Origin of the sequence: Litoreibacter albidus, from assembly GCF_900107015.1 — a bacterium.
GTDB lineage: Bacteria > Pseudomonadota > Alphaproteobacteria > Rhodobacterales > Rhodobacteraceae > Litoreibacter > Litoreibacter albidus.
This window is the reverse complement of the sequence record NZ_FNOI01000002.1, coordinates 564,287-584,144: the sequence shown is the minus strand read 5'-3', so window position 1 is coordinate 584,144 and position 19,858 is coordinate 564,287. Positions and strand designations below refer to the sequence as shown.

The window sequence follows — 19,858 nt, the reverse complement described above, 5'->3', positions numbered from 1 at the left end:
CAAATGAATGTAAAGCTCCTCCTTGTTGTCGCGGCAGTCCTGCTTTCGGCTTGCGCCCACAAGGGGGGGCTGGCGCGGATACCGGCGGGGGAGCAGGCCGCCACGATCCGGCCCGTTTTCTTTTCCACAACACGGCAGACAGACGAGTTACCGTTTGGAACCTTGCGTTCTCGGGTGTCGCAATACGGGCTGATTGATGTCTCCATCCCCCCGTCACATGAGGCGGGCCAGATAGAGTTTCCCAACAGGGAACCTGACCCCCAGAAGCACTTCTTGGTCGCGGCCACCGACGCCTACCGCGACGCAGGCGAAATGCGGGCGAACCTGAACAAAGCGCTGGCGGCGCAGAAGCCGAAGAACCGCGACGTCGTTATCTTTGTGCATGGGTTCAACAACCGCTTCAGTGACGGCATCTACCGCATTGCGCAGATGAGCCACGATCTTGGGCTGCCCGGCGTCGTGGCGTCCTATTCATGGCCATCCGCTGGAAACCCGCTGAACTACGCCTACGACCGTGACAGCGCCTTGTTCGCCAGAGACGGATTGCGCCGCTTGATCGAGGAAGTCACCAAATCCAACGCTGACAAGGTCATCCTAGTCGCTCACTCCCTTGGCTCTATGGTCACGATGGAAACCCTTCGCGAACTCAGCGTGTCGGGTAAAACGGGAGTTCTGAACCAGATTGACGGCGTCGTCCTAATGGCGCCGGATTTGGATCTAGACCTTTTCAAAACGCAGGCTGATGCGATCGGCGACTTGCCTGAGCCCTTCATCATCTTTTCGTCCAAGAAAGACCGCGCGCTGCGCTTGATCGAGCAGCTAACAGGCCAGAAGAACCGCCTAGGTCGTCTAGAGGATGTCAGTGAAATCGCGGATTACGACATCACATATATCGACGTCACGGCCTATAGCGAGGGCGGGTTGAATCATTTCCCGAATGCGCAATCGCCCGCGCTTTTACAGCTGCTAGGTGGCATACCTGATCTGGACACCGCGCTATCTGGTGACGGCGGGCGGCGCGGACTGCTGCCCGGCACAGTGTTGACCGTCCAGAATGCGACAGCCCTGATCCTATCACCGGTGGCGAGCCGCTAGTGAACACCCTTCGGTTTATTCGGGAAAACCTAAGCTGGCTCAGTGCTGGGCTGGTTTTGACGTTCTCGTCGTCCTTTGGACAGACTTTCTTTCTATCCATTTTTGCCGGTGAAATCCGTGCGGAGTTCAGCCTGACTCACGCCCAATGGGGCGGAATTTATATGCTCGGCACGTTGTGTTCGGCGGTGGCGATGGTCTGGGTTGGCGGGCTTACGGATCATTTCAGGGTGCGTGTTCTTGGGCCCAGTGTTCTGCTGGTTCTTAGTCTGGCCTGTATATCAATGGCGCTTGTGTCCTCCGTGCCCATGCTGATTGCACTTATTTTCGTACTACGCCTGATGGGGCAGGGCATGTCCAGCCATGTCGCCAGCACCGCTATGGCGCGTTGGTTCGTGGCGGCGCGTGGTCGCGCGCTGGCCGTCGCCAGCTTCGGGTTCTCCATCGCAGAGGCGACGCTGCCAATCCTGTTTGTTGGCCTTATGGCGTTCGTTGGATGGCGCAGCACATGGCTGGTCGCCGCTGGCGCGCTGGTTGTCATCGCGCCAGTGATCTTCTTGCTGCTTAAGCAAGAACGCACGCCGCAATCGTCGGCAACGGACAACCAGATCGCTGGGATGAATGACCGCCACTGGACACGGTGGGAAGTGCTGAAGTCGCCATTGTTCTGGATGGTCGCGCCGGTTCTGATAGGTCCACCTGCATTCGGCACAGCATTCTTTTTCTTGCAGGTGCATTTGGCGGAGGTCAAAGGCTGGAGCCACTTCGATCTTGTCCGCCTGTTCCCCGTCTACACCGGCATGTCTATCTGCGCGATGCTGGCATCGGGATTTGCCATCGACCGGTTTGGCACTGGTCGCATCATGGCCGTTTACACCTTGCCGCTGGCCATCGGGTTTCTGATTTTCTCGCAAAGCACCACACTGCTCGGCGGCGCTATAGGGATCGCCTTCTTTGCGATGACGTCAGGGATGCAGGCTACGCTTCCTTCCGCCTTCTGGGCAGAGTTTTTTGGCACCCGTCACCTAGGAAGCATTAAAGCGATGGCGACATCTATCATGGTGTTCGGCTCCGCAGTGGGGCCGGGGTTGACGGGATTGGTGATTGATTTGGGCGTGGATTACAGCCGCCAGATGGTTTGGGTCTCCGCCTACATGGTGGCTGCCACGCTGATCGCATACGTTGGTCTTCGCACGGCGCGCGCCGCGCTATCGCGTGCGCCGCAGGTAGACGTAGTAAGCGCCTGATCCACCATGTTTCAGGCTGGCCTGCGCTATCTGCAAGATATGGGGCTTTAGCGGATGTTGTTGAAACCATTGCGGGACCTGATGGCGCAACACACCTAGTCTCGTAGGTATCGGCCCGTTGTCATCGCGGCTTTTGCCCTTGCCCGTGATCACCAAAACCAAGCGCTTTCCCTGCGCATGTGCATCCAGAATGAAGCGGTTGAGGCGAGGGTGCGCTTGCTCCAAGGTCATCCCGTGCAAATCCAGACGCGCCTCCGGGCTAAGCTTGCCCTGCTTCAAACGGGTGAAGGCTTTCTTATCCATCGCAACATGCGCCTTGGACAACTGGTGATCCAAGCTTGGCGCTAAATTGTTTTTGGGGATTTTTGCCGCAGCCCGCTCACCAATTTTGAACGACTTTATAGAGCGCGGGGAAACTGGGTCCGGCACCTTCGTTTTTATCGGTTTATCGGCAAGTTTAGCCTTCGCGCGCACGGTCATCGGGATTGCGGTTTCCGTAACGCGCGCCCAAAGCTCTTGCTCCTCGGGTCTTAGGTTTCTCTTGCCGCGTTTCATCAGGTCATCCCCCAGGGACGAGGGTGTATGCGGTTTGGATCGGCATCAGCGACACAAGGCGGCCCTTATCGCGGATGCGGCCAGCCGCCCGACCAGCCTTATCGCCCGTGCCGTAATAGATGTCCGCGCGTTGCGCGCCCTTGATGGCAGACCCCGTGTCCTGCGCGATCATCAGGCGTTTCAGCGGTTTCGCACCGGCTTTTTCAATCCAGATAGGCCCGCCCAAAAGATTGTACTTTGGATCGACCGCAATGGACCGCATCGGCGTAATGGACCTGTTCATCGCACCCAAAGGGCCCTTGTCGGCGGGCACCTCAGAGACTTCGCGGAAGAACACATACGACGGGTTGTGTCGCAGCAACTCCGCCCCATCAACTGGGTTCCGCTTGACCCAGTTGCGGATGACTTGCGCGGAGACTTGGTGCGGCTCATAGATGCCGCGCCTGATCAACTCCCGGCCGATGGACTTATATTCATGGCCGTTCTTACCACCATAGCCCACACGCATCGCGCCACCCTCAGCCAACTTCACGCGGCCGGAGCCTTGCACCTGCAGGAAAAACTTCTCTACCGGATCATCAATCCAAACGAGTTCCAGCCCACGCCCTTCTAGTAGGCCAAGCTCCTCGATCTCACGACGGGAACTCCACGTGGTGCCATTTCGGACTTCGGGTGGTTTGCTGTGCAATGGATACTGATAAGGCCCACCACGAGTGCGGGAGCCGCGCAGCTCCGGCTCGAAGTACCCCGTGAATAGCGCTGGTTCATCGCCGTTAATCAGGACGGGTCGAAAGAACAGCTCAAAGAACGTGCGGGCGGAGGGTTGGCTTGTTGCCAACGCGCAGAGCGTGGCCCACTCGGGATCTTTGATATCGGCACAAGTGTTCAGAAATACGGAAAGTGCGGCGCTGTGGTCGTCGTCCTGCCAGCCGTCCAAATCCTCAAACTTAAGGATTTCGTAAGTGGGCGCGGCATCGGCCGCGTCGGGGCTCATTGCCAGTCCCAACGCGAGAAATACTGCTGCCCACCGGACATGCCTCATTCCCCAGTTGCGACCAGTTGCCAGTTCGGATCGTCGCTGCCCATGATGCGCGCAAAGGTCCAGATGTCTTTGACGCGCTTGATTGCGTTTGGATCGCCTTCAACAATGTCGCCAGCGGAGTCGCGCACAACAGAAGTCAGCTCACCCACGAATTTGACCTTCAGCTCACCTTCATTCGTGTCCTTGTCAAACTCGGCATCGAGCAGCGTCATCTCCCGAACGCCTACAAAGTTCGCCTGTACCAGCAGGCCTTCTTTCTCGCGTTGCTCAATCACTTGTTCAAACGCTTCCAGAACGTCACCGGACAAGAACGGGGCTATGTCGTCGATCTCGCCCAGTTCGAACGCCATTAGGATCATCTCATAGGCGCCGCGTGCGCCACCAAGAAAGTCACTGACACCAAAGGACGGATCAACGCGCTTCATATCAGCCAAGGCCTTGGCCGCAGGGCTGTTTTCGTCCACGTGATCGGTGATGTCGCGGTCAGTGCCGCCGTCGATGACTTCGAACTTTTGACGCGCTTGCTGCGCCGCGTCCGTAGGTGTCGGCATTGGCAACGGCGGCTTCTCGAAGCCTTCACGCGTGCCCAGCACCGATTTCAGCTTCAGGATAAGAAAGACGGCGATGCCCGCCAAAACTAGAAGTTCGATCATATTGTGCTCTGCAACGCCTCTGTGTGCCGGAAAGTTGGCAAATTGGAACTCAGGCTCTTATGTAGGTGCTAGAAGGACACAAGTCCACAAGACGCGCTAACAGGAACAGGCTTTTGCTATGTGGTTATTCTTACTATTCGTCTCGATCCCAATCGTAGAGATCGCCCTGTTCATTCAGGTCGGTGGCTGGTTGGGACTATGGCCCACACTGGCTATCGTGGTGTTAACAGCGATCATGGGGACTTTTCTTGTGCGCGCCCAAGGACTTATGGCGATCACTAACATCCGATCGAACCTTCAAGAATTCCAAGACCCAACAGAATCTTTGGCGCACGGTGCGATGATCCTCGCCTCCGGCCTTTTACTACTTACCCCAGGGTTTTTTACTGATGCCGTCGGGTTCGCGCTGCTCGTGCCGCCAGTACGGCTGGCCTTGTTCCGCTGGTTACGGAGCAAGGTTAAAGTGCAAAGCTTCGTCCAAACCGACTACCGCCGCGAACCACGACCAGCTGACAACGGCGGGGTCATTGACGGGGAGTTTTCGGAGCTGGACGACGACGCGCCTCGCCCGACCCATACGCCACCTTCGGGCTGGACACGGCATTGAGTTGAGGCGAACGTGACGACCTGTTAAGCACATGCCAAGTTAGTTTACCGCTTTAAGGAGACGCCTAAGATGGCCGAAGAAAATGGCGCGGCACCAACCGCCCCTACACCACCCCGCATGCAAGTTTTGGCTCAGTTCATCAAGGACATGTCCTTCGAGAACATCGCCGCCCAAAAGGGCCTAGGCGAAGGCGACCAGACGCCGGATATTCAGGTTCAGGTTAACCTCGACGCTAAAAAGCGTGGTGAAGAAAACCAGTTCGAGGTTTCCACCAAGCTGGAAGTCACTGCGAAAACGACTGGCGAAGGCAAACCGATCTTTTTGATGGAGCTGGAATATACCGGCATCTTCAAAGTTGAGAACGTACCGGAAGAGCAGCTTCACCCCTACCTGATGATCGAATGCCCACGCATGTTGTTCCCATACCTGCGCCGCATCGTGTCAGACGTAACCCGTGACGGTGGCTTCCCGCCGCTGAACTTGGAAACCATTGATTTCCTTGCGCTTTACCGCAACGAGCTGGCCCGCCGCGCGCAGGCAGAGGCTGCAACCAAAACCGCAGACGCGTAGTCTACGAGTTCCAAACAGCCGCGCCGCCCAGCTTTGCCACAAAGGCCTCATGGGCGGCGCGTTCTTCCTCGGTAATCCGTGAAGGAAGGGGCGTCGGCCGCGCCGTGGCCCGCCAAGCAGGTGCGGACTGATCCTGCCCGTCGTTGTGACCTGTTGGCGCCAACACCAGATCCGGCTGCCGACCACCGATCAGCTCCAGATAGACCTCCGCCAGAATTTCACTGTCAAGCAACGCGCCGTGCTTCTCACGCGCAGAGTTGTCGATCCCAAAACGACGGCACAACGCATCAAGCGTAGCTGGCGATCCGGGGAAACGCTTACGGGCAATTGCGAGCGTATCAAGCGCCTGAGAGTTGGGAAGGAGCCGGAAGCCAGCCCAACCCAGTTCCGCATTGAGGAATTTCATATCAAAGGCGGCGTTGTGGATGACCATTGTGGCATCGCCGACGAAGTCCAAGAAGTCTTGGCCCACCTTTTTGAACACAGGTTTGTCGCGCAGGAATTCGTCACCTAACCCGTGCACCTCGAACGCGCCCTGTGGCATGGCCCGCTCTGGATTGATGTATTGATGGTAAACCTTGCCCGTTGGCATATGGTTGTACAGTTCCACCGCACCGATTTCTACGATGCGGTCCCCTTCGCCCGGCTCAAAACCGGTGGTTTCTGTATCCAGTACGATTTCACGCATGTTTTGCCCTCAATTCTTTGACCAGAGATGTCACATCCGCTTTGGTGCCTTCAAGGGTCAAAGTCTCGATTACATAGTCAGCCCGTTGCCGCTTCTCATCGTCGGGCAGTTGCTTGGCTCGTATCGCTTTGAACATGTCCGGCGTCATGGTCCCGCGCGCCATAACGCGGTCATACTGAACATCTTCGGGCGCAGTAACGACAAGCACTGCATCGACCTGATCTTCTGCACCCGTCTCAAACAGCAATGGGATGTCCAGCACTACCAAACCTGCTGTCCGGTTTTCCTTTAAAAAGCCCACTCGGCTGGCACGCACAAGTGGATGCACGGCTTCCTCAATAGCTGCAAGCACGACGGAATCGCCTGAGATGGCCTGTTTCATCGCATCGCGGTCAGCGATGCCTTGCCTCACGAAACTGGGGTCAATCGCGGCTAGGGCAGCCAATGCCCCCCCGTCAGGGCCATAAAGCACCGCTACAGCCTGATCAGCGTCCCAGACCGGTACACCCAAGTCACGAAACATCTGGGCCGTCGTCGATTTACCCATCCCGATGGAGCCAGTCAGCCCCAGCACAAAGCAGCGGTTCGTCATGCCAACACGGCACGGCGCAGTTCTGCGTCGACTTGCGGCGCACGACCAAACCACCGCTCAAACCCCGGAACGGCTTGGTGAAGCAGCATCCCGAGACCATCGACCGTGTAGCAGCCGCGTTCCTTGGCTTGTGCAAGAAGGGGGGTAATTAGCGGGCTATAGACGATATCCGTGACCAGAGTTTTCGGCGTCAGCTCATCAAGTTTGAACTTCAACTCCTCTTTGCCGGTCATCCCAAGCGCTGTTGTGTTCACCAAGGTTGTCGCTTCATCAAGGTGGCTTGCTGCCTGCGTCCAATCGACAACCTTAATCTTCCCACCAAAATGCGCTTTCAACGCATCGGCGCGGGCGCGGGTGCGGTTGGTCAGGATAATCTCCGGCACCTTCTCATGGAGCAAGGCCGCGACGATTGCGCGCGCTGCACCGCCTGCGCCAAGCACAAGAGCCGGACCGGCTTTCGGATCCCAACCGGGTGCTTCCTGCTTCAAGTTGGCAATGAACCCCAACCCATCCGTGTTATCAGCATGCAGTTTACCGTCGCTTTGAAAGGTCAGCGTGTTGGCTGCGCCAATCAGCGCGGCCCTGTCGGAAATGACATCTGCCAGATCCAGCACGCTTTCCTTATGGGGCAGGGTGATGTTCACCCCCCGAAAGCCCATCTTTGGCAGGTTATTCAAAACATGAGGCAGGTTGGCGCTGGAAACGTCCATCGGGATGTAATGTCCCTTGATCCCGTAGCGTTGCAGCCAATGTCCATGAAGGACAGGCGACTTGCTTTGCACGATGGGCTGGCCAATTACGCCTGCCAAAAGAATGGTGTCGCTGGTCATCCGTCTATCGCTCCCGACATAGTAAGGTAACCTAACACATCTAGTAATGGCATTCCGAGCACCGTGAAATAGTCCCCGTCCACCCGAGCGAAAAGCCGCGCGCCTTCGGCTTCTATCTGGTATCCACCGACACAATGGCGAATGTCTTCCCAGTTTCGGGCAACATAGCTCTCTATATAGTCGGGGCTCAATATACGCACGGTTAACCGGACTTGGCCCACGGTGCGCCACACCGGCTTGGCGTCTTCATATATCACCACAGCGGACAACAACTTGTGCTGCTTGCCCGACATTTGGCTGAGTTGCGCAATGGCATCCTCAGCCGTGACAGGTTTTGACAAGATAGCACCCCCAACCTCAAGGACCTGATCGCTGCCAATAACCAAGGCTTCCGGATGCTGCTGCGCCACACGGCGCGCTTTGAATTCCGCCAAAGCATCTGCAACATCACGTGGGGGCGCGTCCTCTGCCAGCAGAGACGCTTTAATGCTATCTTCATCTATCCGCGCCAGCTTGGAAGTGAAGTCTACACCTGCTTGGCGCAACATCGCCTGCCGTGTTTCGGAGCCTGATGCTAGAATTATGGGGCGGGTCATGTGGATAACTCTGAGGGAAAGCTAAGGGATATATATTGCGGTAACCTGAGCTTATCCACCGCGTTTGCTGAACTCGGGCATATTACCCACACTGTTAGGATTCTGGCCCTACGTTTATCCCTTGGGGATTGGCCAAATCATGCATGTGAGTGGTTTCGCTGAAGGCAATTTGATCCCGTATTTATCCCCAGATTCTTACCGAGACGGTATTTCATTTAACTATATGTAAATAAACAATAATATGTGAAGTGAAAGTATCTGTGCAGAAGTTCAAACTCGTGATCAATCACCAGTGGACAAGTATTTGATCCACACTATCCACTGTACCTACTAACAACATCATCTTTTCTTTCTTCTTTAATTATTTAAGAAGGATAAAAGAGAGCGAGGCGCATATGAGCGATTTTCTGGCACAGATCTATCCTTGGACCAAAAGTCTGCATGTCATCTCTGTCATCTCTTGGATGGCAGGTCTGTTCTACCTTCCACGCTTGTTCGTGCATCATACAGAGAAGGTTCAGATTGGTTCGGAAACCGACGCGCTCTTCAAGATGATGGAGCGCAAGCTGTTTCGGTTGATCATGAACCCCGCGATGATCAGCACGTGGGTCTTTGGTTTAGCTTTGGTGTTCACACCGGGGATTGTCGATTGGTCGGATGTCTGGCCATGGGTAAAAGCGGGCGCGGTGCTTGGAATGACGGGTTTCCACCATTGGTTGCAAGCGCGACTTGGTGAGTTTGCCGCAGGAAAGAACACGCGCACGGGTAGGACTTACCGGCTGATGAACGAGGTTCCGACGGTGCTGATGATCGCGATTGTCGTCATGGTTATCGCGCGGCCATTCTGAAGCGGATTGACTCAACACGTCCTGATTGATACCCAACGCCCTTAGCGGCCGTCCGGCTGCGCTGAATCCCTAAGAAATACATTACCGCACTGGCCTCGTTGCCACCTGAATTGGGTGATCCCTCATGTCCGAAGATAAGATTAATCTCGCCGACCTCAAAAAAATCAGCCCCGCCGAGCTGGTTGCGATGGCTGAGGAGCTTGAGATTGAAAACGCCTCCACGATGCGGAAAGGGGATATCATGTTCTCGATCCTCAAGGAGCACTCTGAGGATGGTTGGGAAGTCAGTGGCGACGGTGTTCTGGAAGTGCTTCAGGACGGTTTCGGCTTCCTGCGCTCGCCTGAGGCGAACTACCTGCCAGGCCCAGATGATATCTACGTATCGCCGGAAATGATCCGTAAGCATTCCTTGCGCACGGGTGACACAGTTGAAGGCGTGATGAGCGCCCCAGGAGAGAATGAGCGTTATTTTGCGATTACATCTGTGACGCAGATTAACTTCGAAGACCCTGAAAAAGCGCGTCACAAGGTGTCTTTTGACAACCTAACGCCGCTCTACCCTGATGAGCGACTGACGATGGAGTTGAAAGACCCAACGATCAAAGACCGCTCCGCACGGATTATCGACTTGGTTGCGCCGATCGGTAAGGGGCAGCGGTCCTTGATCGTGGCGCCACCGCGGACGGGTAAGACCGTTTTGCTGCAAAATATCGCCAAGTCTATCGAAGAGAACCATCCGGAATGCTATTTGATCGTTCTGCTGATCGACGAGCGTCCGGAAGAAGTTACCGACATGCAGCGCACCGTTAAGGGTGAAGTTGTGAGCTCTACTTTTGATGAGCCAGCAACCCGCCACGTCGGTGTGTCCGAAATGGTGATCGAGAAGGCGAAACGTCTGGTAGAACATAAACGCGACGTTGTGATCCTGCTCGACTCCATCACCCGCTTGGGCCGTGCGTTCAACACAGTGGTGCCGTCCTCGGGTAAAGTTTTGACCGGTGGTGTGGATGCGAACGCGCTACAGCGTCCGAAGCGCTTCTTCGGGGCTGCACGTAACATCGAGGAAGGTGGCTCTTTGACGATCATCGCAACGGCGCTGATCGATACTGGGTCGCGGATGGATGAAGTCATCTTTGAAGAGTTCAAAGGGACCGGTAACTCTGAAATCGTCCTTGATCGCAAAGTGGCGGATAAACGGGTCTTCCCTGCGATGGATATTCTCAAGTCCGGTACGCGTAAGGAAGAGTTGTTGGTCGATAAGAACGACTTGCAAAAGACCTTTGTTCTGCGCCGTATCTTGAACCCAATGGGCACGACAGATGCGATTGAGTTCTTGCTTGGCAAGCTGAAGCAAACCAAGTCAAACGACGATTTCTTCGATTCAATGAACACCTAATTTCTGTTTAAAAACAGAAAGGTAATGGAATATGGACACTATATTCGCCCTCGCAACTGCGCGGGGTAGATCAGGCGTTTCTATTGTCAGGTTATCAGGCCCAATGGCCTTTGAGGCCGCGCATCAGCTGACGAAAAGGGAAATTCCCGTACGAAAACCTGTGTTGGCAGAAGTCGTCGACGCGGCGGGTGAGCTTGTCGATCAAGCACTTGTGCTGGGCTTTGCGGAGGGCGGGAGCTTCACTGGCGAGGCAGTCATCGAATTCCAACTTCACGGCAGCCCAGCAATCATCGCCGCTGTGCTTGGCCTGCTAGGGGACATTGACGGCTTGCGCTTGGCCGAGCCAGGCGAATTTACACGCAGGGCGATGCAAAACGGATGTTTGGATTTGGCGCAGGTCGAAGGCTTGGCAGATCTAATCGACGCGGAAACCGAAGCGCAGAGGCGGCAAGCGGTTAAGGTCTTTAGCGGTGCATTGGGCGAAAAAGCTGAAGCATGGCGGAAGGATTTAATCCGCGCTGCGGCCTTGCTAGAAGCCACGATCGATTTTGCTGACGAGGATGTGCCGGTCGATGTATCGCCAGAGGTTCAAGATCTCACCGGCGGCGTGCGGCAAGAGCTTGATAAGACCGCTGAAGGTGTGGGAGCGGCAGAGCGTATCCGTGACGGTTTCGAGATCGCCATCGTCGGACCACCCAATATCGGAAAGTCCACGCTTCTCAATATGTTAGCAGGTCGTGAGGCGGCGATCACCTCCTCTGTTGCAGGGACAACGCGTGATATCATTGAGGTCCGTATGGACCTTAGGGGGTTGCCTGTTACGTTCCTTGATACAGCGGGGCTGCGTGACACTGATGATGAGGTCGAAGGAATTGGCATCAGCCGTGCGGTTGCACGGGCGGAGACCGCTGACTTGAGGGTATTCTTGCTAGACGGATCGGGTAGTGATGTTGCGTTGGCTAAGCAAGCTGACGACATTGTGGTTCAGGGAAAGTCGGATCAAAGTGGGGCGGGTGTTTCAGGGCTAACCGGTGAAGGCGTGCCGGAGCTGCTAGACCGCGCTTACGCGGTATTGGAATCCCGTGCGGCTGGAGCAGGTTTGGCGATACGAGAGCGCCATCGCGTGGCGCTGGTGAAAGCCTCTGTCGCCCTTAGTGCGTGCGATGAAGAACTGCGATTCGGGATGGATCGCGCGGAGATCGCGGCAGAAGAACTTAGAACCGCTGTGCGAGCCCTTGAAAGTATGATAGGCCGTGTCGATGTTGAGTCCGTCTTGGATGAGATATTCGCAAGTTTCTGTTTAGGTAAGTAGGAGTGTTTCACGTGAAACATTCGTCGTTTGACGTAGTGGTGATTGGCGGCGGGCATGCCGGAACCGAGGCAGCACATGCCGCGGCCCGAACAGGTGCGCGTACCGCGTTGGTTACCCAAAAAGCCGAAACCATTGGCGTTATGTCGTGTAATCCTGCTATCGGCGGGCTCGGAAAAGGGCACTTAGTGCGTGAAATCGATGCCTTGGACGGTATTATGGGCCGCGCGGCCGACGCCGCGGGCATTCAATTCCGGCTTTTGAACAGACGGAAGGGCCCAGCAGTTCAAGGCCCGCGGGCGCAAGCCGATCGAGCGCTGTACCGACAGGCGATTCAGTCATTTATCTCAGAGCAGGAAAACCTCTCGGTTGTGGAGGGCGAGGTCGCCGACCTCATTATGGATAATGAAACTGTTCGCGGCGTTGTCCTAGCGGACGGGTCGCAGATTACGGCTGGCGCTGTTGTTCTGACCGCGGGCACATTCCTGCGGGGCGTTATCCACATCGGGGACGTATCCCGCCCTGGTGGTCGTATTGGCGATTCGCCTGTAGTGAAGTTGGCGGAGCGCATCGACGGGTTTGGCGTCGATATGGGTCGATTGAAGACGGGAACCCCCCCTAGGTTAGCAAGTGACAGTATTAATTGGTCAATATTGGAGATGCAGCCCGGGGATGATGAGCCGGAGTTGTTCTCGTTTCTGTCGAAATCTGCCACTGCTCGGCAAATCTCCTGTGGGATCACTCACACCAATGAGCGGACGCACGACCTGATTCGCGAAAATCTGGAACGTTCTGCGATGTATGGCGGCCATATCGACGGCGTTGGTCCGCGGTATTGCCCATCTATCGAAGATAAAGTGGTTCGGTTTGCGGATAAGACGTCGCATCAAGTTTTTCTTGAGCCAGAGGGCTTGGACAGCAATTCGGTTTACCCGAATGGTATCTCAACGTCTTTGCCGATTGATGTTCAGGAGAGCTATGTCCAGTCGATTCAAGGACTTGAGGGTGCGAAGATCCTGCAGCCGGGCTATGCAATCGAGTACGACTATGTTGACCCGAGGGCGTTAACCAGAACCTTAGAGCTTCGGGTTGCACCGGGTTTGTTCCTTGCAGGGCAAATTAACGGGACCACCGGCTATGAAGAAGCCGGCGCGCAGGGTTTGATTGCGGGTATCAACGCTGCTCGCAAATCTCAGGGACTTGATGATTTCATCATCAGCCGTTCAGAGGCGTATATCGGCGTCATGATCGACGATCTGATTTCTCGAGGGGTACAGGAACCCTACCGGATGTTCACGTCGCGAGCGGAGTACCGTATGTCACTCCGCGCGGATAATGCTGACCAGAGGTTGACTGATAAGGGGATTCAAGTCGGATGTGTCGGTTCTGTTCGTCGTAACCAGTTTGAGGTGAAGAAATCTAAACTGACGAAGCTGCGGTCGAGTATGGAGGCTGTTTGCCTCTCCCCTCAAGAAGCGGAGCGCGCGGGGCTTTCTGTTAAGAAAGACGGTAAACGTAGGACGGCTTTCGAGCTACTGTCCTTTCCTGACATTACTGTGGATGACATCAGGCCACTTCTTCCGCCTGAAGATACAGTTGAGCCCGAGATCGTTACTCAAATCTCTAGAGACGCGCTTTACGCGAGTTATATCGAGCGGCAGACGAGGGATGCCGAGACCTTGCAGCGGGATGAAGCCGTTGTAATTCCTATAGATTTTGATTTTACGGAGCTTACGGGTTTATCAAACGAGCTTAAGGCGAAGCTATCTAAGGCGCGACCTGAGACGCTAGCGCAGGCAGCGAAGGTGGACGGCGTAACGCCAGCCGCACTTACTTTGATCTTAGGGCGCCTGAAGGTTTTGAAGGCACGCGTTGGATAGTATGACTGATAAAGAACTGTTCGCTGACCAACAAAATGTTTCACGTGAAACACTAGAGCGGCTTCAAACATATGAAAATGTCCTGAGAAAATGGACCTCTAAAATTAACTTGGTTGCGAGATCGACAGTTGACTCGGTCTGGTCACGGCATTTCTTGGACTCCGCGCAGGTTTTCGATGCAATACCTCAGGGAAGCGAAAACCTGAGCGATTTCGGCTCCGGTGGTGGATTTCCAGGACTGGTGATCGCCGCGATAGCGGCCGAAAAGCTTCCAAACCTCAGCGTATCATTGATTGAGTCGGATGTCCGAAAGGCTTCTTTTTTGTCAACGGCGGCACGAGAAATGGGGTTAACAGTAAACATCCATGCGAAGCGGGTAGAGGACATAGCGCCGTTGTCATCTGATGTGGTCACAGCAAGGGCGCTCGCGCCGCTCGCGGATCTGTTTATCATGACGGAGCGACACCTAAGGCCTGATGGGACGGGCTTGTTTTTAAAGGGCGAACAGCATCTAACGGAGCTAGACAGGGCGTCAAAGGTGTGGGAATTTGACGTAACGACGCAGCAGAGCAAAACAAACCCATCCTCTGCGCTTCTAACAATAAAGAAATTAAAGCGAGCGGCATAAATGGCGACTAAGCCACCAAAAATCATCTCTGTCGCAAACCAAAAAGGCGGCGTTGGCAAGACGACAACGACCATAAACCTGGGCGCTTCACTGGCGGCTAAAGGGATGAAAGTCGCTATTATTGACTTGGACCCTCAGGGAAACGCGTCGACTGGGCTTGGCGTGGACCACTCGGACCGCCAGAAAACGACGTATGACTTACTGCTGAACGAAACGCCGCTGAGCGAGATACTCAGAGAAACCGCTGTACCGGGCCTCCTGATTTCCCCAGCAAACTCTGACCTAAGCTCTGCCGATATTGAACTGGTGTCGACGGCGCGACGAATATTCCTCATCAACGATGCCTTAGCTGGGCCGGATGTGGACGCGCTTGGCTTGGACTATATTCTGATTGATTGCCCACCTTCATTGAACCTTCTGACGTTAAACGCCATGGTTGCGTCAGATTCAGTTCTTGTGCCCCTTCAGGCGGAATTTTTTGCGTTAGAGGGGTTGTCCCAACTGATGCTTTCAATTCGTGAGATTAGGGAAACCGCAAACAAGCGGCTTCGCATGGAAGGTGTTGTGCTCACCATGTATGATAGGCGCAACAACTTGTGCCATCAAGTCGAGTTGGACGTGCGCGAGAACCTTCGTGAGTTGGTTTTCAAAACAATGATTCCGCGGAATGTTCGGCTTAGTGAGGCACCGTCTTACGGTTTGCCGGTGATAAACTACGACCCGAGCTCGCTTGGGGCGGTCGCCTACAAGTCACTAGCGACAGAAATTCTTAAACGGCACAGACTTCAGGACGGAGCTTAAAATGGTGGAAAAACGTGGTTTGGGGCGCGGCTTATCCGCATTGATGGCGGATATTGATGTGGCTACGCCGTCTAAGTCAGAGAGCAGTTCAGGTGTCGGTGAACGCATCGTTCCGATTGAACGGATCGAGCCGAACCCGGACCAGCCGCGCCGTGATTTTGTAAAAGAGAACCTGGAAGAGCTGGCAGAATCGCTCCGCACGAAGGGTATCATTCAGCCCCTGATCGTTCGTGTCCATCCTAAGCATGCGGACAGGTTTGAGATTGTCGCAGGGGAGCGGCGGTGGCGCGCAGCGCAAATGGCGCAACTTCATGAAGTGCCTGTGGTTTTGCGCGAACTCAACGACACGGAAGTCCTTGAAATTGCGATTATCGAGAACATCCAGCGGGCGGATCTGAACCCTGTCGAAGAGGCGATGGGCTACCGTCAACTGCAAGATAAATTTGGTCACACCCAAGAGCAGCTTGCCAGCGCCCTTGGTAAAAGCCGGAGCCATATCGCGAATTTGATGCGGCTGCTAAATTTGCCTGATGATGTCGTTTTGCTTTTAAGGCAGGGGGATCTGACGATCGGGCACGCGCGCGCGCTGATCACGACGGACAACGCGAGCGAGCTCGCCCGTAAGGTGGTGAAAAACGGGTTATCTGTTCGCGAAACGGAGCGGTTGGCGAAGGTTGGCTTGGCTGGCCCAAAGGCCGTAAAGCCAAAGGCCCAGAAAGAAAAAGACGCTGATACTAAGGCGTTGGAGGGCGATCTGTCGGCGACTTTGAAGATGCCAGTTAGCATCGATCACAAAGCGGGCACCGAAGGTGGGCGAATTACCATCAGCTACAAAGACTTTGAGCAACTAGACGAGCTGTGCCGCATATTGGCAGGAAACTAGCGGCGTTACGCCAGTAATCTTGCCAATATAGAGTTCAGCAGTATACGCGAATTCGCGGGTACCGCTATGCGTCCGGCATTCGCGACTAGGTGGCCAGATTCGGACAACTCGTTGATTTTATTTGATGAAATAGCATTTACATCTAAGCTATATAGCCGATCTAAGTCACAGCCTTCGGCTAGCCTGAGGGACATTAGAAGATACTCTAAGGCCTGCTCTTCTTTTGAGAGCGCGTTTTTGACACTTTCACCATTTCCACGCGAACTGACTTCGTCCAGCCATTTGGTTGGCGCCAGATAGGTCTCCGTCGCGTAGCGCGCACCGTTTGCATCAAAACGTCCGTGCGCACCTGGGCCGACGCCGACGTAATCGCCGCCACGCCAATATACAAGGTTATGGCGCGATTCTTGACCCGCTTTGGCGTGATTAGACACTTCATATGCGGAAAAGCCGTGTTGTTCGGTCAGGTCTTGAGTGATCTCGAAGAGATCAGCGGACAAATCTTCGCTTGGCAGCCCGGCAAGCCCCCCGCGTGCAAACCGGTCGCCAAAGGCAGTGCCATCCTCAATGGTCAGTTGATAGAGAGACAGGTGGTCCGCTGCCATATCAAGCGCACGGGTAAGCTCCGCTTCCCAGTCGCGGGCGGTTTGATCCTGACGTGCATAGATTAGATCGAAACTGACGCGTTCAAAAATATTCCTCGCTACATCAAAGGCTTGCTCTGCCTCTTTAACAGTGTGGAGCCTGCCTAAGCGTCTGAGGTCGGGGTCGTTTAGAGCCTGAATGCCCATAGATATACGGTTGACGCCCGCGAGCTGAAACCCTCGAAACCGAGAGGCTTCTACTGAGGTAGGGTTCGCTTCAAGCGTGACCTCTATGTCATTGGTACACCGCCAGTTTTTCCGTATACGCCCAATAATTGCATCAACCGTTTCGGGCAGCATCAAGCTTGGCGTGCCACCACCGAAGAAAATGGTGCTGACGATGCGGTCAGGCGTAACCGCGGCCAGCCGGTCTAATTCGCTCAAATAGGCTCTAACCCACGCGGTTTGGTCCACATTCTTCGAGACGTGGCTGTTAAAATCACAATAGGGGCATTTTGCCTGACAGAACGGCCAATGGACGTAGACGCCAAAGCCGGCGCGTTGCCAGTTCTCAGGATTCAAAGGCTTTTACCAGTTTGGCAAAGGCCTTGGCGCGGTGACTGATCTTGTTTTTCTCCCAACGGTCCATCTCGCCAAATGTGATGTCGTAGCCGTTGGGCTTGAAGATCGGGTCGTAGCCGTGCCCTTGATCGCCGCGCATTGGCCAAACCAGTTGGCCTGCCATGGTTCCCGCGAATACCTCGTCGTGGCCATCGGGCCATGCCAAAACGAGCGTGGCGCAGAAACGGGCGGTCCAAGGGGCCGGCGCACCGGTTTTGATGACCTCATCATGAGTTCTCGTCATAGCGAGCACGAAGTCGCGGCCGTTCGGTGTTTCTGACCAGTCGGCTGTATAGACGCCGGGCGCGCCGTTTAGGCAGTCAACCTCGATCCCACTGTCGTCGGCCAACGCCGGTAAACCTGTGGCCTTTGCCGCAGCGTGCGCTTTGATCCGCGCGTTACCAGCAAAGGTCGTTTCGGTTTCATCGGGTTCTGGCAGGCTGTGATCTGCGGCTGACGTGACTTTGATGCCGTAAGGTTCTAGTAGCGCCGAAATTTCTTCCAGTTTGCCCGCGTTGTGGGTCGCCACCAGCAACGTATCGCCAGTAAATTTCCGCATGACTTAGCCCTCAACAGCTGCTTTTTGTGCGGCGGTCAGCTCCGCGACGCCTTTTTCCGCAAGATCCATCAACTGGTTCAGCTCGGCGCGGCTGAATGTTGCGCCTTCGGCTGATCCTTGGACCTCAATCAGGCCCATGCTGCCGGTCATGACAAAATTGGCGTCTGTTCCGGCGTCGCTGTCCTCTGGGTAGTCCAGATCAAGAACCGGCTGGCCCGCGTAGATGCCACAGCTGACCGCTGCAACGTGATCGGTAAGGGGGTCGGTTTTGATGTCGCCAGCCTTCATCAGGGCGTTAACGGCCAAGCGAAGGGCGACCCAACCGCCAGTGATCGACGCGCAGCGTGTTCCGCCGTCGGCTTGGATGACATCACAATCAACGACGATCTGACGCTCGCCCATGGCAACGCGATCAACGCCAGCACGCAAAGAACGACCGATAAGGCGCTGAATTTCCTGCGTGCGACCTGATTGGCCGCGTTTGGCTTCGCGATTCATCCGCGTGTGCGTCGCACGGGGCAGCATGCCGTATTCGGCAGTCACCCAGCCCAGGCCCGAATTGCGCAAGAAGGATGGAACGCGCTCATCAACTGATGCGGTGCACAAAACATGCGTATCGCCGCACTTAATCAAACAAGAACCCTCCGCGTGGCGGGTCACATTGGTTTCGATTGTGATGGAACGCATTTCGTCAAGCTGGCGGCCAGAGGGGCGCATGGCAATTCTCCTGTTGGAACGGGTCCAGATACCCTTGTGATACGCTAGGTTGCAAGCCACATTGACGGATGAGACCACCGCGAGAGAAGTAGGACTATGACCCAGGATACCTCTTTGTCCCAAATGAATGCCCGTAGCCGTGAGGTTTTTCAACGGATTGTGGAATCGTACCTGTCCAGTGGGGAGCCAGTTGGCTCCAGAACGTTGACGCGCACATTATCCGAAAGTGTGAGCGCTGCGACTATTAGAAACGTGATGCAAGACCTTGAGATGTTGGGGCTTCTGGATAGCCCGCATGTCTCTGCGGGGCGCATTCCAACGCAAGCCGGTTTGCGGATGTTTGTCGACGGATTGCTAGAGATGGACGAGGTCACGCATCAAGACCGCGAAAAGCTGGATGCGACGCTGGGCAGCAACGACCGCGATGTGGGGGTGATGCTCGACAGGATCGGTTCTGCGCTGTCGGGGTTGACCCACGGGGCCAGCCTCGTGCTGACACCGAAGCATGAAGCACCGATTAAACATATTGAGTTCGTCAGTCTGGCAGCGGAGCGGGCGCTGGTCGTGCTGGTCTTCGCCGATGGCCACGTGGAAAACCGCGTGTTCACCCCGCCCATCGGGCAAACACCGTCATCCATGCGGGAGGCGGCGAACTTCCTTAATGCGCTCGCCGTTGGCTCTACCATCTCAGAACTGCGCGGGCGCATCGCCAACGAAATCAAATCGCGCCGACAAGAGTTGGACGTTCTGGCGCAGGATCTTGTCGAAACGGGATTGGCCGTTTGGGAAAATGAGGGCGAGCCGATCGAGCGACTTATCGTGCGCGGTAGATCGAATCTGATCGAGAGCGCGGAGGATTCAAGCGCGCTGGAGCGGGTGCGTGCGCTGTTTGACGACCTAGAGCGTAAGCGTGACATTGCCGAATTTCTGGAGTTGACCGACGCAGGCGACGGTGTGCGCATTTTTATTGGCTCTGAGAACAAACTCTTTTCACTTTCGGGTTCCTCTTTGGTGGTCTCTCCCTATATGAACTCTGATCGTAAGATCATCGGCGCAGTGGGCGTGATTGGCCCGACACGACTGAACTACGGGCGTATCGTGCCCATCGTGAATTATACGGCGCAGATGGTTGGTAAACTGATTTCGGACGGCGGGTAGAG

General features: G+C 55.4%; 22 protein-coding genes. 12 read left to right on the top strand and 10 right to left on the bottom strand.

Features of this window, described 5'->3' with window-relative positions:
• Positions 1-3 precede the first annotated feature (3 nt).
• Complete coding sequence (locus BLW66_RS07910) at positions 4-1,095, top strand: alpha/beta hydrolase (RefSeq protein WP_089946579.1); 1,092 nt, start codon at positions 4-6, stop codon at positions 1,093-1,095.
• Complete coding sequence (locus BLW66_RS07905; RefSeq protein WP_089946578.1) at positions 1,095-2,339, top strand: MFS transporter; 1,245 nt, start codon at positions 1,095-1,097, stop codon at positions 2,337-2,339. The genes BLW66_RS07910 and BLW66_RS07905 overlap by 1 nt, the downstream gene beginning before the upstream one ends.
• On the opposite strand, the gene BLW66_RS07900 is transcribed toward BLW66_RS07905, so the two are convergent.
• The 3 genes from BLW66_RS07900 to BLW66_RS07890 are packed head-to-tail and all read right to left on the bottom strand — an operon-like array spanning position 2,301 to position 4,589.
• Positions 2,301-2,894: a Smr/MutS family protein gene (locus BLW66_RS07900; protein ID WP_089946577.1), complete on the bottom strand. Its 594-nt coding sequence runs from the start codon at positions 2,892-2,894 to the stop codon at positions 2,301-2,303. The two genes, BLW66_RS07905 and BLW66_RS07900, sit on opposite strands and share 39 nt — an antisense overlap.
• Positions 2,895-2,898: 4 nt before the next feature.
• The gene (gene mltA, locus BLW66_RS07895) at positions 2,899-3,888 is read right to left on the bottom strand and encodes a murein transglycosylase A (protein WP_244508578.1); all 990 of its coding nucleotides are present in this window, start codon (positions 3,886-3,888) and stop codon (positions 2,899-2,901) included.
• A 44-nt stretch (positions 3,889-3,932) separates the two neighbouring features.
• Positions 3,933-4,589: a Tim44/TimA family putative adaptor protein gene (locus BLW66_RS07890; RefSeq protein WP_089946575.1), complete on the bottom strand. Its 657-nt coding sequence runs from the start codon at positions 4,587-4,589 to the stop codon at positions 3,933-3,935.
• 118 nt (positions 4,590-4,707) lie between these two features.
• On the opposite strand from BLW66_RS07890, the gene BLW66_RS07885 reads away from it, so the two are divergent.
• Together BLW66_RS07885 and secB are read left to right on the top strand one after the other, a co-directional pair.
• Complete coding sequence (locus BLW66_RS07885) at positions 4,708-5,196, top strand: FxsA family protein (protein WP_089946574.1); 489 nt, start codon at positions 4,708-4,710, stop codon at positions 5,194-5,196.
• Positions 5,197-5,265: 69 nt separating this feature from the next.
• On the top strand, positions 5,266-5,766 hold the full coding sequence (gene secB, locus BLW66_RS07880) for a protein-export chaperone SecB (RefSeq protein WP_089946573.1): 501 nt from the start codon (positions 5,266-5,268) through the stop codon (positions 5,764-5,766).
• A gap of 1 nt (position 5,767) precedes the next feature.
• On the opposite strand, the gene dnaQ is transcribed toward secB, so the two are convergent.
• The 4 genes from dnaQ to BLW66_RS07860 are packed head-to-tail and all read right to left on the bottom strand — an operon-like array spanning position 5,768 to position 8,472.
• Complete coding sequence (gene dnaQ, locus BLW66_RS07875) at positions 5,768-6,454, bottom strand: DNA polymerase III subunit epsilon (protein ID WP_089946572.1); 687 nt, start codon at positions 6,452-6,454, stop codon at positions 5,768-5,770.
• Entirely contained in the window at positions 6,447-7,046 is a 600-nt protein-coding gene (gene coaE, locus BLW66_RS07870; protein ID WP_089946571.1) for a dephospho-CoA kinase, read from the bottom strand. Before coaE ends, dnaQ begins: the two co-directional genes overlap by 8 nt.
• On the bottom strand, positions 7,043-7,876 hold the full coding sequence (locus tag BLW66_RS07865; RefSeq protein ID WP_089946570.1) for a shikimate dehydrogenase: 834 nt from the start codon (positions 7,874-7,876) through the stop codon (positions 7,043-7,045). The genes coaE and BLW66_RS07865 overlap by 4 nt, the downstream gene beginning before the upstream one ends.
• On the bottom strand, positions 7,873-8,472 hold the full coding sequence (locus BLW66_RS07860) for a Maf family protein (protein WP_089946569.1): 600 nt from the start codon (positions 8,470-8,472) through the stop codon (positions 7,873-7,875). The genes BLW66_RS07865 and BLW66_RS07860 overlap by 4 nt, the downstream gene beginning before the upstream one ends.
• A gap of 395 nt (positions 8,473-8,867) precedes the next feature.
• Between BLW66_RS07860 and hemJ the strand changes: the two genes are divergently transcribed.
• From hemJ to BLW66_RS07825, 7 genes are all read left to right on the top strand, one after another.
• Positions 8,868-9,320: a protoporphyrinogen oxidase HemJ gene (gene hemJ / locus BLW66_RS07855; protein ID WP_089946568.1), complete on the top strand. Its 453-nt coding sequence runs from the start codon at positions 8,868-8,870 to the stop codon at positions 9,318-9,320.
• A 124-nt stretch (positions 9,321-9,444) separates the two neighbouring features.
• A complete protein-coding gene (gene rho / locus BLW66_RS07850; protein WP_089946567.1) occupies positions 9,445-10,716 on the top strand; it encodes a transcription termination factor Rho in 1,272 nt (423 codons plus the stop codon).
• Between the two features lie 31 nt (positions 10,717-10,747).
• The gene (gene mnmE / locus BLW66_RS07845; protein WP_089946566.1) at positions 10,748-12,028 is read left to right on the top strand and encodes a tRNA uridine-5-carboxymethylaminomethyl(34) synthesis GTPase MnmE; all 1,281 of its coding nucleotides are present in this window, start codon (positions 10,748-10,750) and stop codon (positions 12,026-12,028) included.
• Positions 12,029-12,039: 11 nt separating this feature from the next.
• The gene (gene mnmG, locus BLW66_RS07840; RefSeq protein ID WP_089946715.1) at positions 12,040-13,905 is read left to right on the top strand and encodes a tRNA uridine-5-carboxymethylaminomethyl(34) synthesis enzyme MnmG; all 1,866 of its coding nucleotides are present in this window, start codon (positions 12,040-12,042) and stop codon (positions 13,903-13,905) included.
• 1 nt (position 13,906) lies between these two features.
• Positions 13,907-14,533 carry a 16S rRNA (guanine(527)-N(7))-methyltransferase RsmG gene (gene rsmG, locus BLW66_RS07835; protein WP_089946565.1) on the top strand — a complete coding sequence of 209 codons (627 nt, stop codon included), beginning with the start codon at positions 13,907-13,909 and terminating at the stop codon, positions 14,531-14,533.
• The gene (locus BLW66_RS07830) at positions 14,534-15,334 is read left to right on the top strand and encodes a ParA family protein (RefSeq protein WP_089946564.1); all 801 of its coding nucleotides are present in this window, start codon (positions 14,534-14,536) and stop codon (positions 15,332-15,334) included.
• A 1-nt stretch (position 15,335) separates the two neighbouring features.
• Positions 15,336-16,217, top strand: a complete 882-nt coding sequence (locus BLW66_RS07825) for a ParB/RepB/Spo0J family partition protein (RefSeq protein WP_089946563.1) — start codon at positions 15,336-15,338, stop codon at positions 16,215-16,217.
• Between the two features lie 5 nt (positions 16,218-16,222).
• Here the strand turns inward: BLW66_RS07825 and hemW are convergent, their stop codons facing one another.
• The 3 genes from hemW to rph are packed head-to-tail and all read right to left on the bottom strand — an operon-like array spanning position 16,223 to position 18,698.
• On the bottom strand, positions 16,223-17,383 hold the full coding sequence (gene hemW, locus BLW66_RS07820; protein WP_089946562.1) for a radical SAM family heme chaperone HemW: 1,161 nt from the start codon (positions 17,381-17,383) through the stop codon (positions 16,223-16,225).
• Positions 17,373-17,981 carry an RdgB/HAM1 family non-canonical purine NTP pyrophosphatase gene (rdgB, locus tag BLW66_RS07815; RefSeq protein WP_089946561.1) on the bottom strand — a complete coding sequence of 203 codons (609 nt, stop codon included), beginning with the start codon at positions 17,979-17,981 and terminating at the stop codon, positions 17,373-17,375. The genes hemW and rdgB overlap by 11 nt, the downstream gene beginning before the upstream one ends.
• A 3-nt stretch (positions 17,982-17,984) precedes the next feature.
• Positions 17,985-18,698 carry a ribonuclease PH gene (rph, locus tag BLW66_RS07810; RefSeq protein ID WP_089946560.1) on the bottom strand — a complete coding sequence of 238 codons (714 nt, stop codon included), beginning with the start codon at positions 18,696-18,698 and terminating at the stop codon, positions 17,985-17,987.
• A 96-nt stretch (positions 18,699-18,794) separates the two neighbouring features.
• Here rph and hrcA point away from each other — a divergent pair, with 96 nt between their 5' ends.
• On the top strand, positions 18,795-19,856 hold the full coding sequence (gene hrcA / locus BLW66_RS07805; protein ID WP_089946559.1) for a heat-inducible transcriptional repressor HrcA: 1,062 nt from the start codon (positions 18,795-18,797) through the stop codon (positions 19,854-19,856).
• Positions 19,857-19,858 lie beyond the last annotated feature (2 nt).

Bases quoted from the DNA above. Each gene is read 5' to 3' on its own strand.
- mnmE (WP_089946566.1), top strand. From the start codon at position 10,748: ATGGACACTATATTCGCCCTCGCAACTGCGCGGGGTAGATCAGGCGTT.
- BLW66_RS07890 (WP_089946575.1), bottom strand. From the start codon at position 4,589: ATGATCGAACTTCTAGTTTTGGCGGGCATCGCCGTCTTTCTTATCCTG.
- BLW66_RS07900 (WP_089946577.1), bottom strand. From the start codon at position 2,894: ATGAAACGCGGCAAGAGAAACCTAAGACCCGAGGAGCAAGAGCTTTGG.
- BLW66_RS07830 (WP_089946564.1), top strand. From the start codon at position 14,534: ATGGCGACTAAGCCACCAAAAATCATCTCTGTCGCAAACCAAAAAGGC.
- BLW66_RS07910 (WP_089946579.1), top strand. From the start codon at position 4: ATGAATGTAAAGCTCCTCCTTGTTGTCGCGGCAGTCCTGCTTTCGGCT.
- rsmG (WP_089946565.1), top strand. From the start codon at position 13,907: ATGACTGATAAAGAACTGTTCGCTGACCAACAAAATGTTTCACGTGAA.
- hemJ (WP_089946568.1), top strand. From the start codon at position 8,868: ATGAGCGATTTTCTGGCACAGATCTATCCTTGGACCAAAAGTCTGCAT.
- coaE (WP_089946571.1), bottom strand. From the start codon at position 7,046: ATGACGAACCGCTGCTTTGTGCTGGGGCTGACTGGCTCCATCGGGATG.
- secB (WP_089946573.1), top strand. From the start codon at position 5,266: ATGGCCGAAGAAAATGGCGCGGCACCAACCGCCCCTACACCACCCCGC.
- hrcA (WP_089946559.1), top strand. From the start codon at position 18,795: ATGACCCAGGATACCTCTTTGTCCCAAATGAATGCCCGTAGCCGTGAG.
- BLW66_RS07860 (WP_089946569.1), bottom strand. From the start codon at position 8,472: ATGACCCGCCCCATAATTCTAGCATCAGGCTCCGAAACACGGCAGGCG.
- rph (WP_089946560.1), bottom strand. From the start codon at position 18,698: ATGCGCCCCTCTGGCCGCCAGCTTGACGAAATGCGTTCCATCACAATC.
- dnaQ (WP_089946572.1), bottom strand. From the start codon at position 6,454: ATGCGTGAAATCGTACTGGATACAGAAACCACCGGTTTTGAGCCGGGC.
- rdgB (WP_089946561.1), bottom strand. From the start codon at position 17,981: ATGCGGAAATTTACTGGCGATACGTTGCTGGTGGCGACCCACAACGCG.
- rho (WP_089946567.1), top strand. From the start codon at position 9,445: ATGTCCGAAGATAAGATTAATCTCGCCGACCTCAAAAAAATCAGCCCC.
- BLW66_RS07825 (WP_089946563.1), top strand. From the start codon at position 15,336: ATGGTGGAAAAACGTGGTTTGGGGCGCGGCTTATCCGCATTGATGGCG.
- BLW66_RS07865 (WP_089946570.1), bottom strand. From the start codon at position 7,876: ATGACCAGCGACACCATTCTTTTGGCAGGCGTAATTGGCCAGCCCATC.
- mltA (WP_244508578.1), bottom strand. From the start codon at position 3,888: ATGAGCCCCGACGCGGCCGATGCCGCGCCCACTTACGAAATCCTTAAG.
- BLW66_RS07885 (WP_089946574.1), top strand. From the start codon at position 4,708: ATGTGGTTATTCTTACTATTCGTCTCGATCCCAATCGTAGAGATCGCC.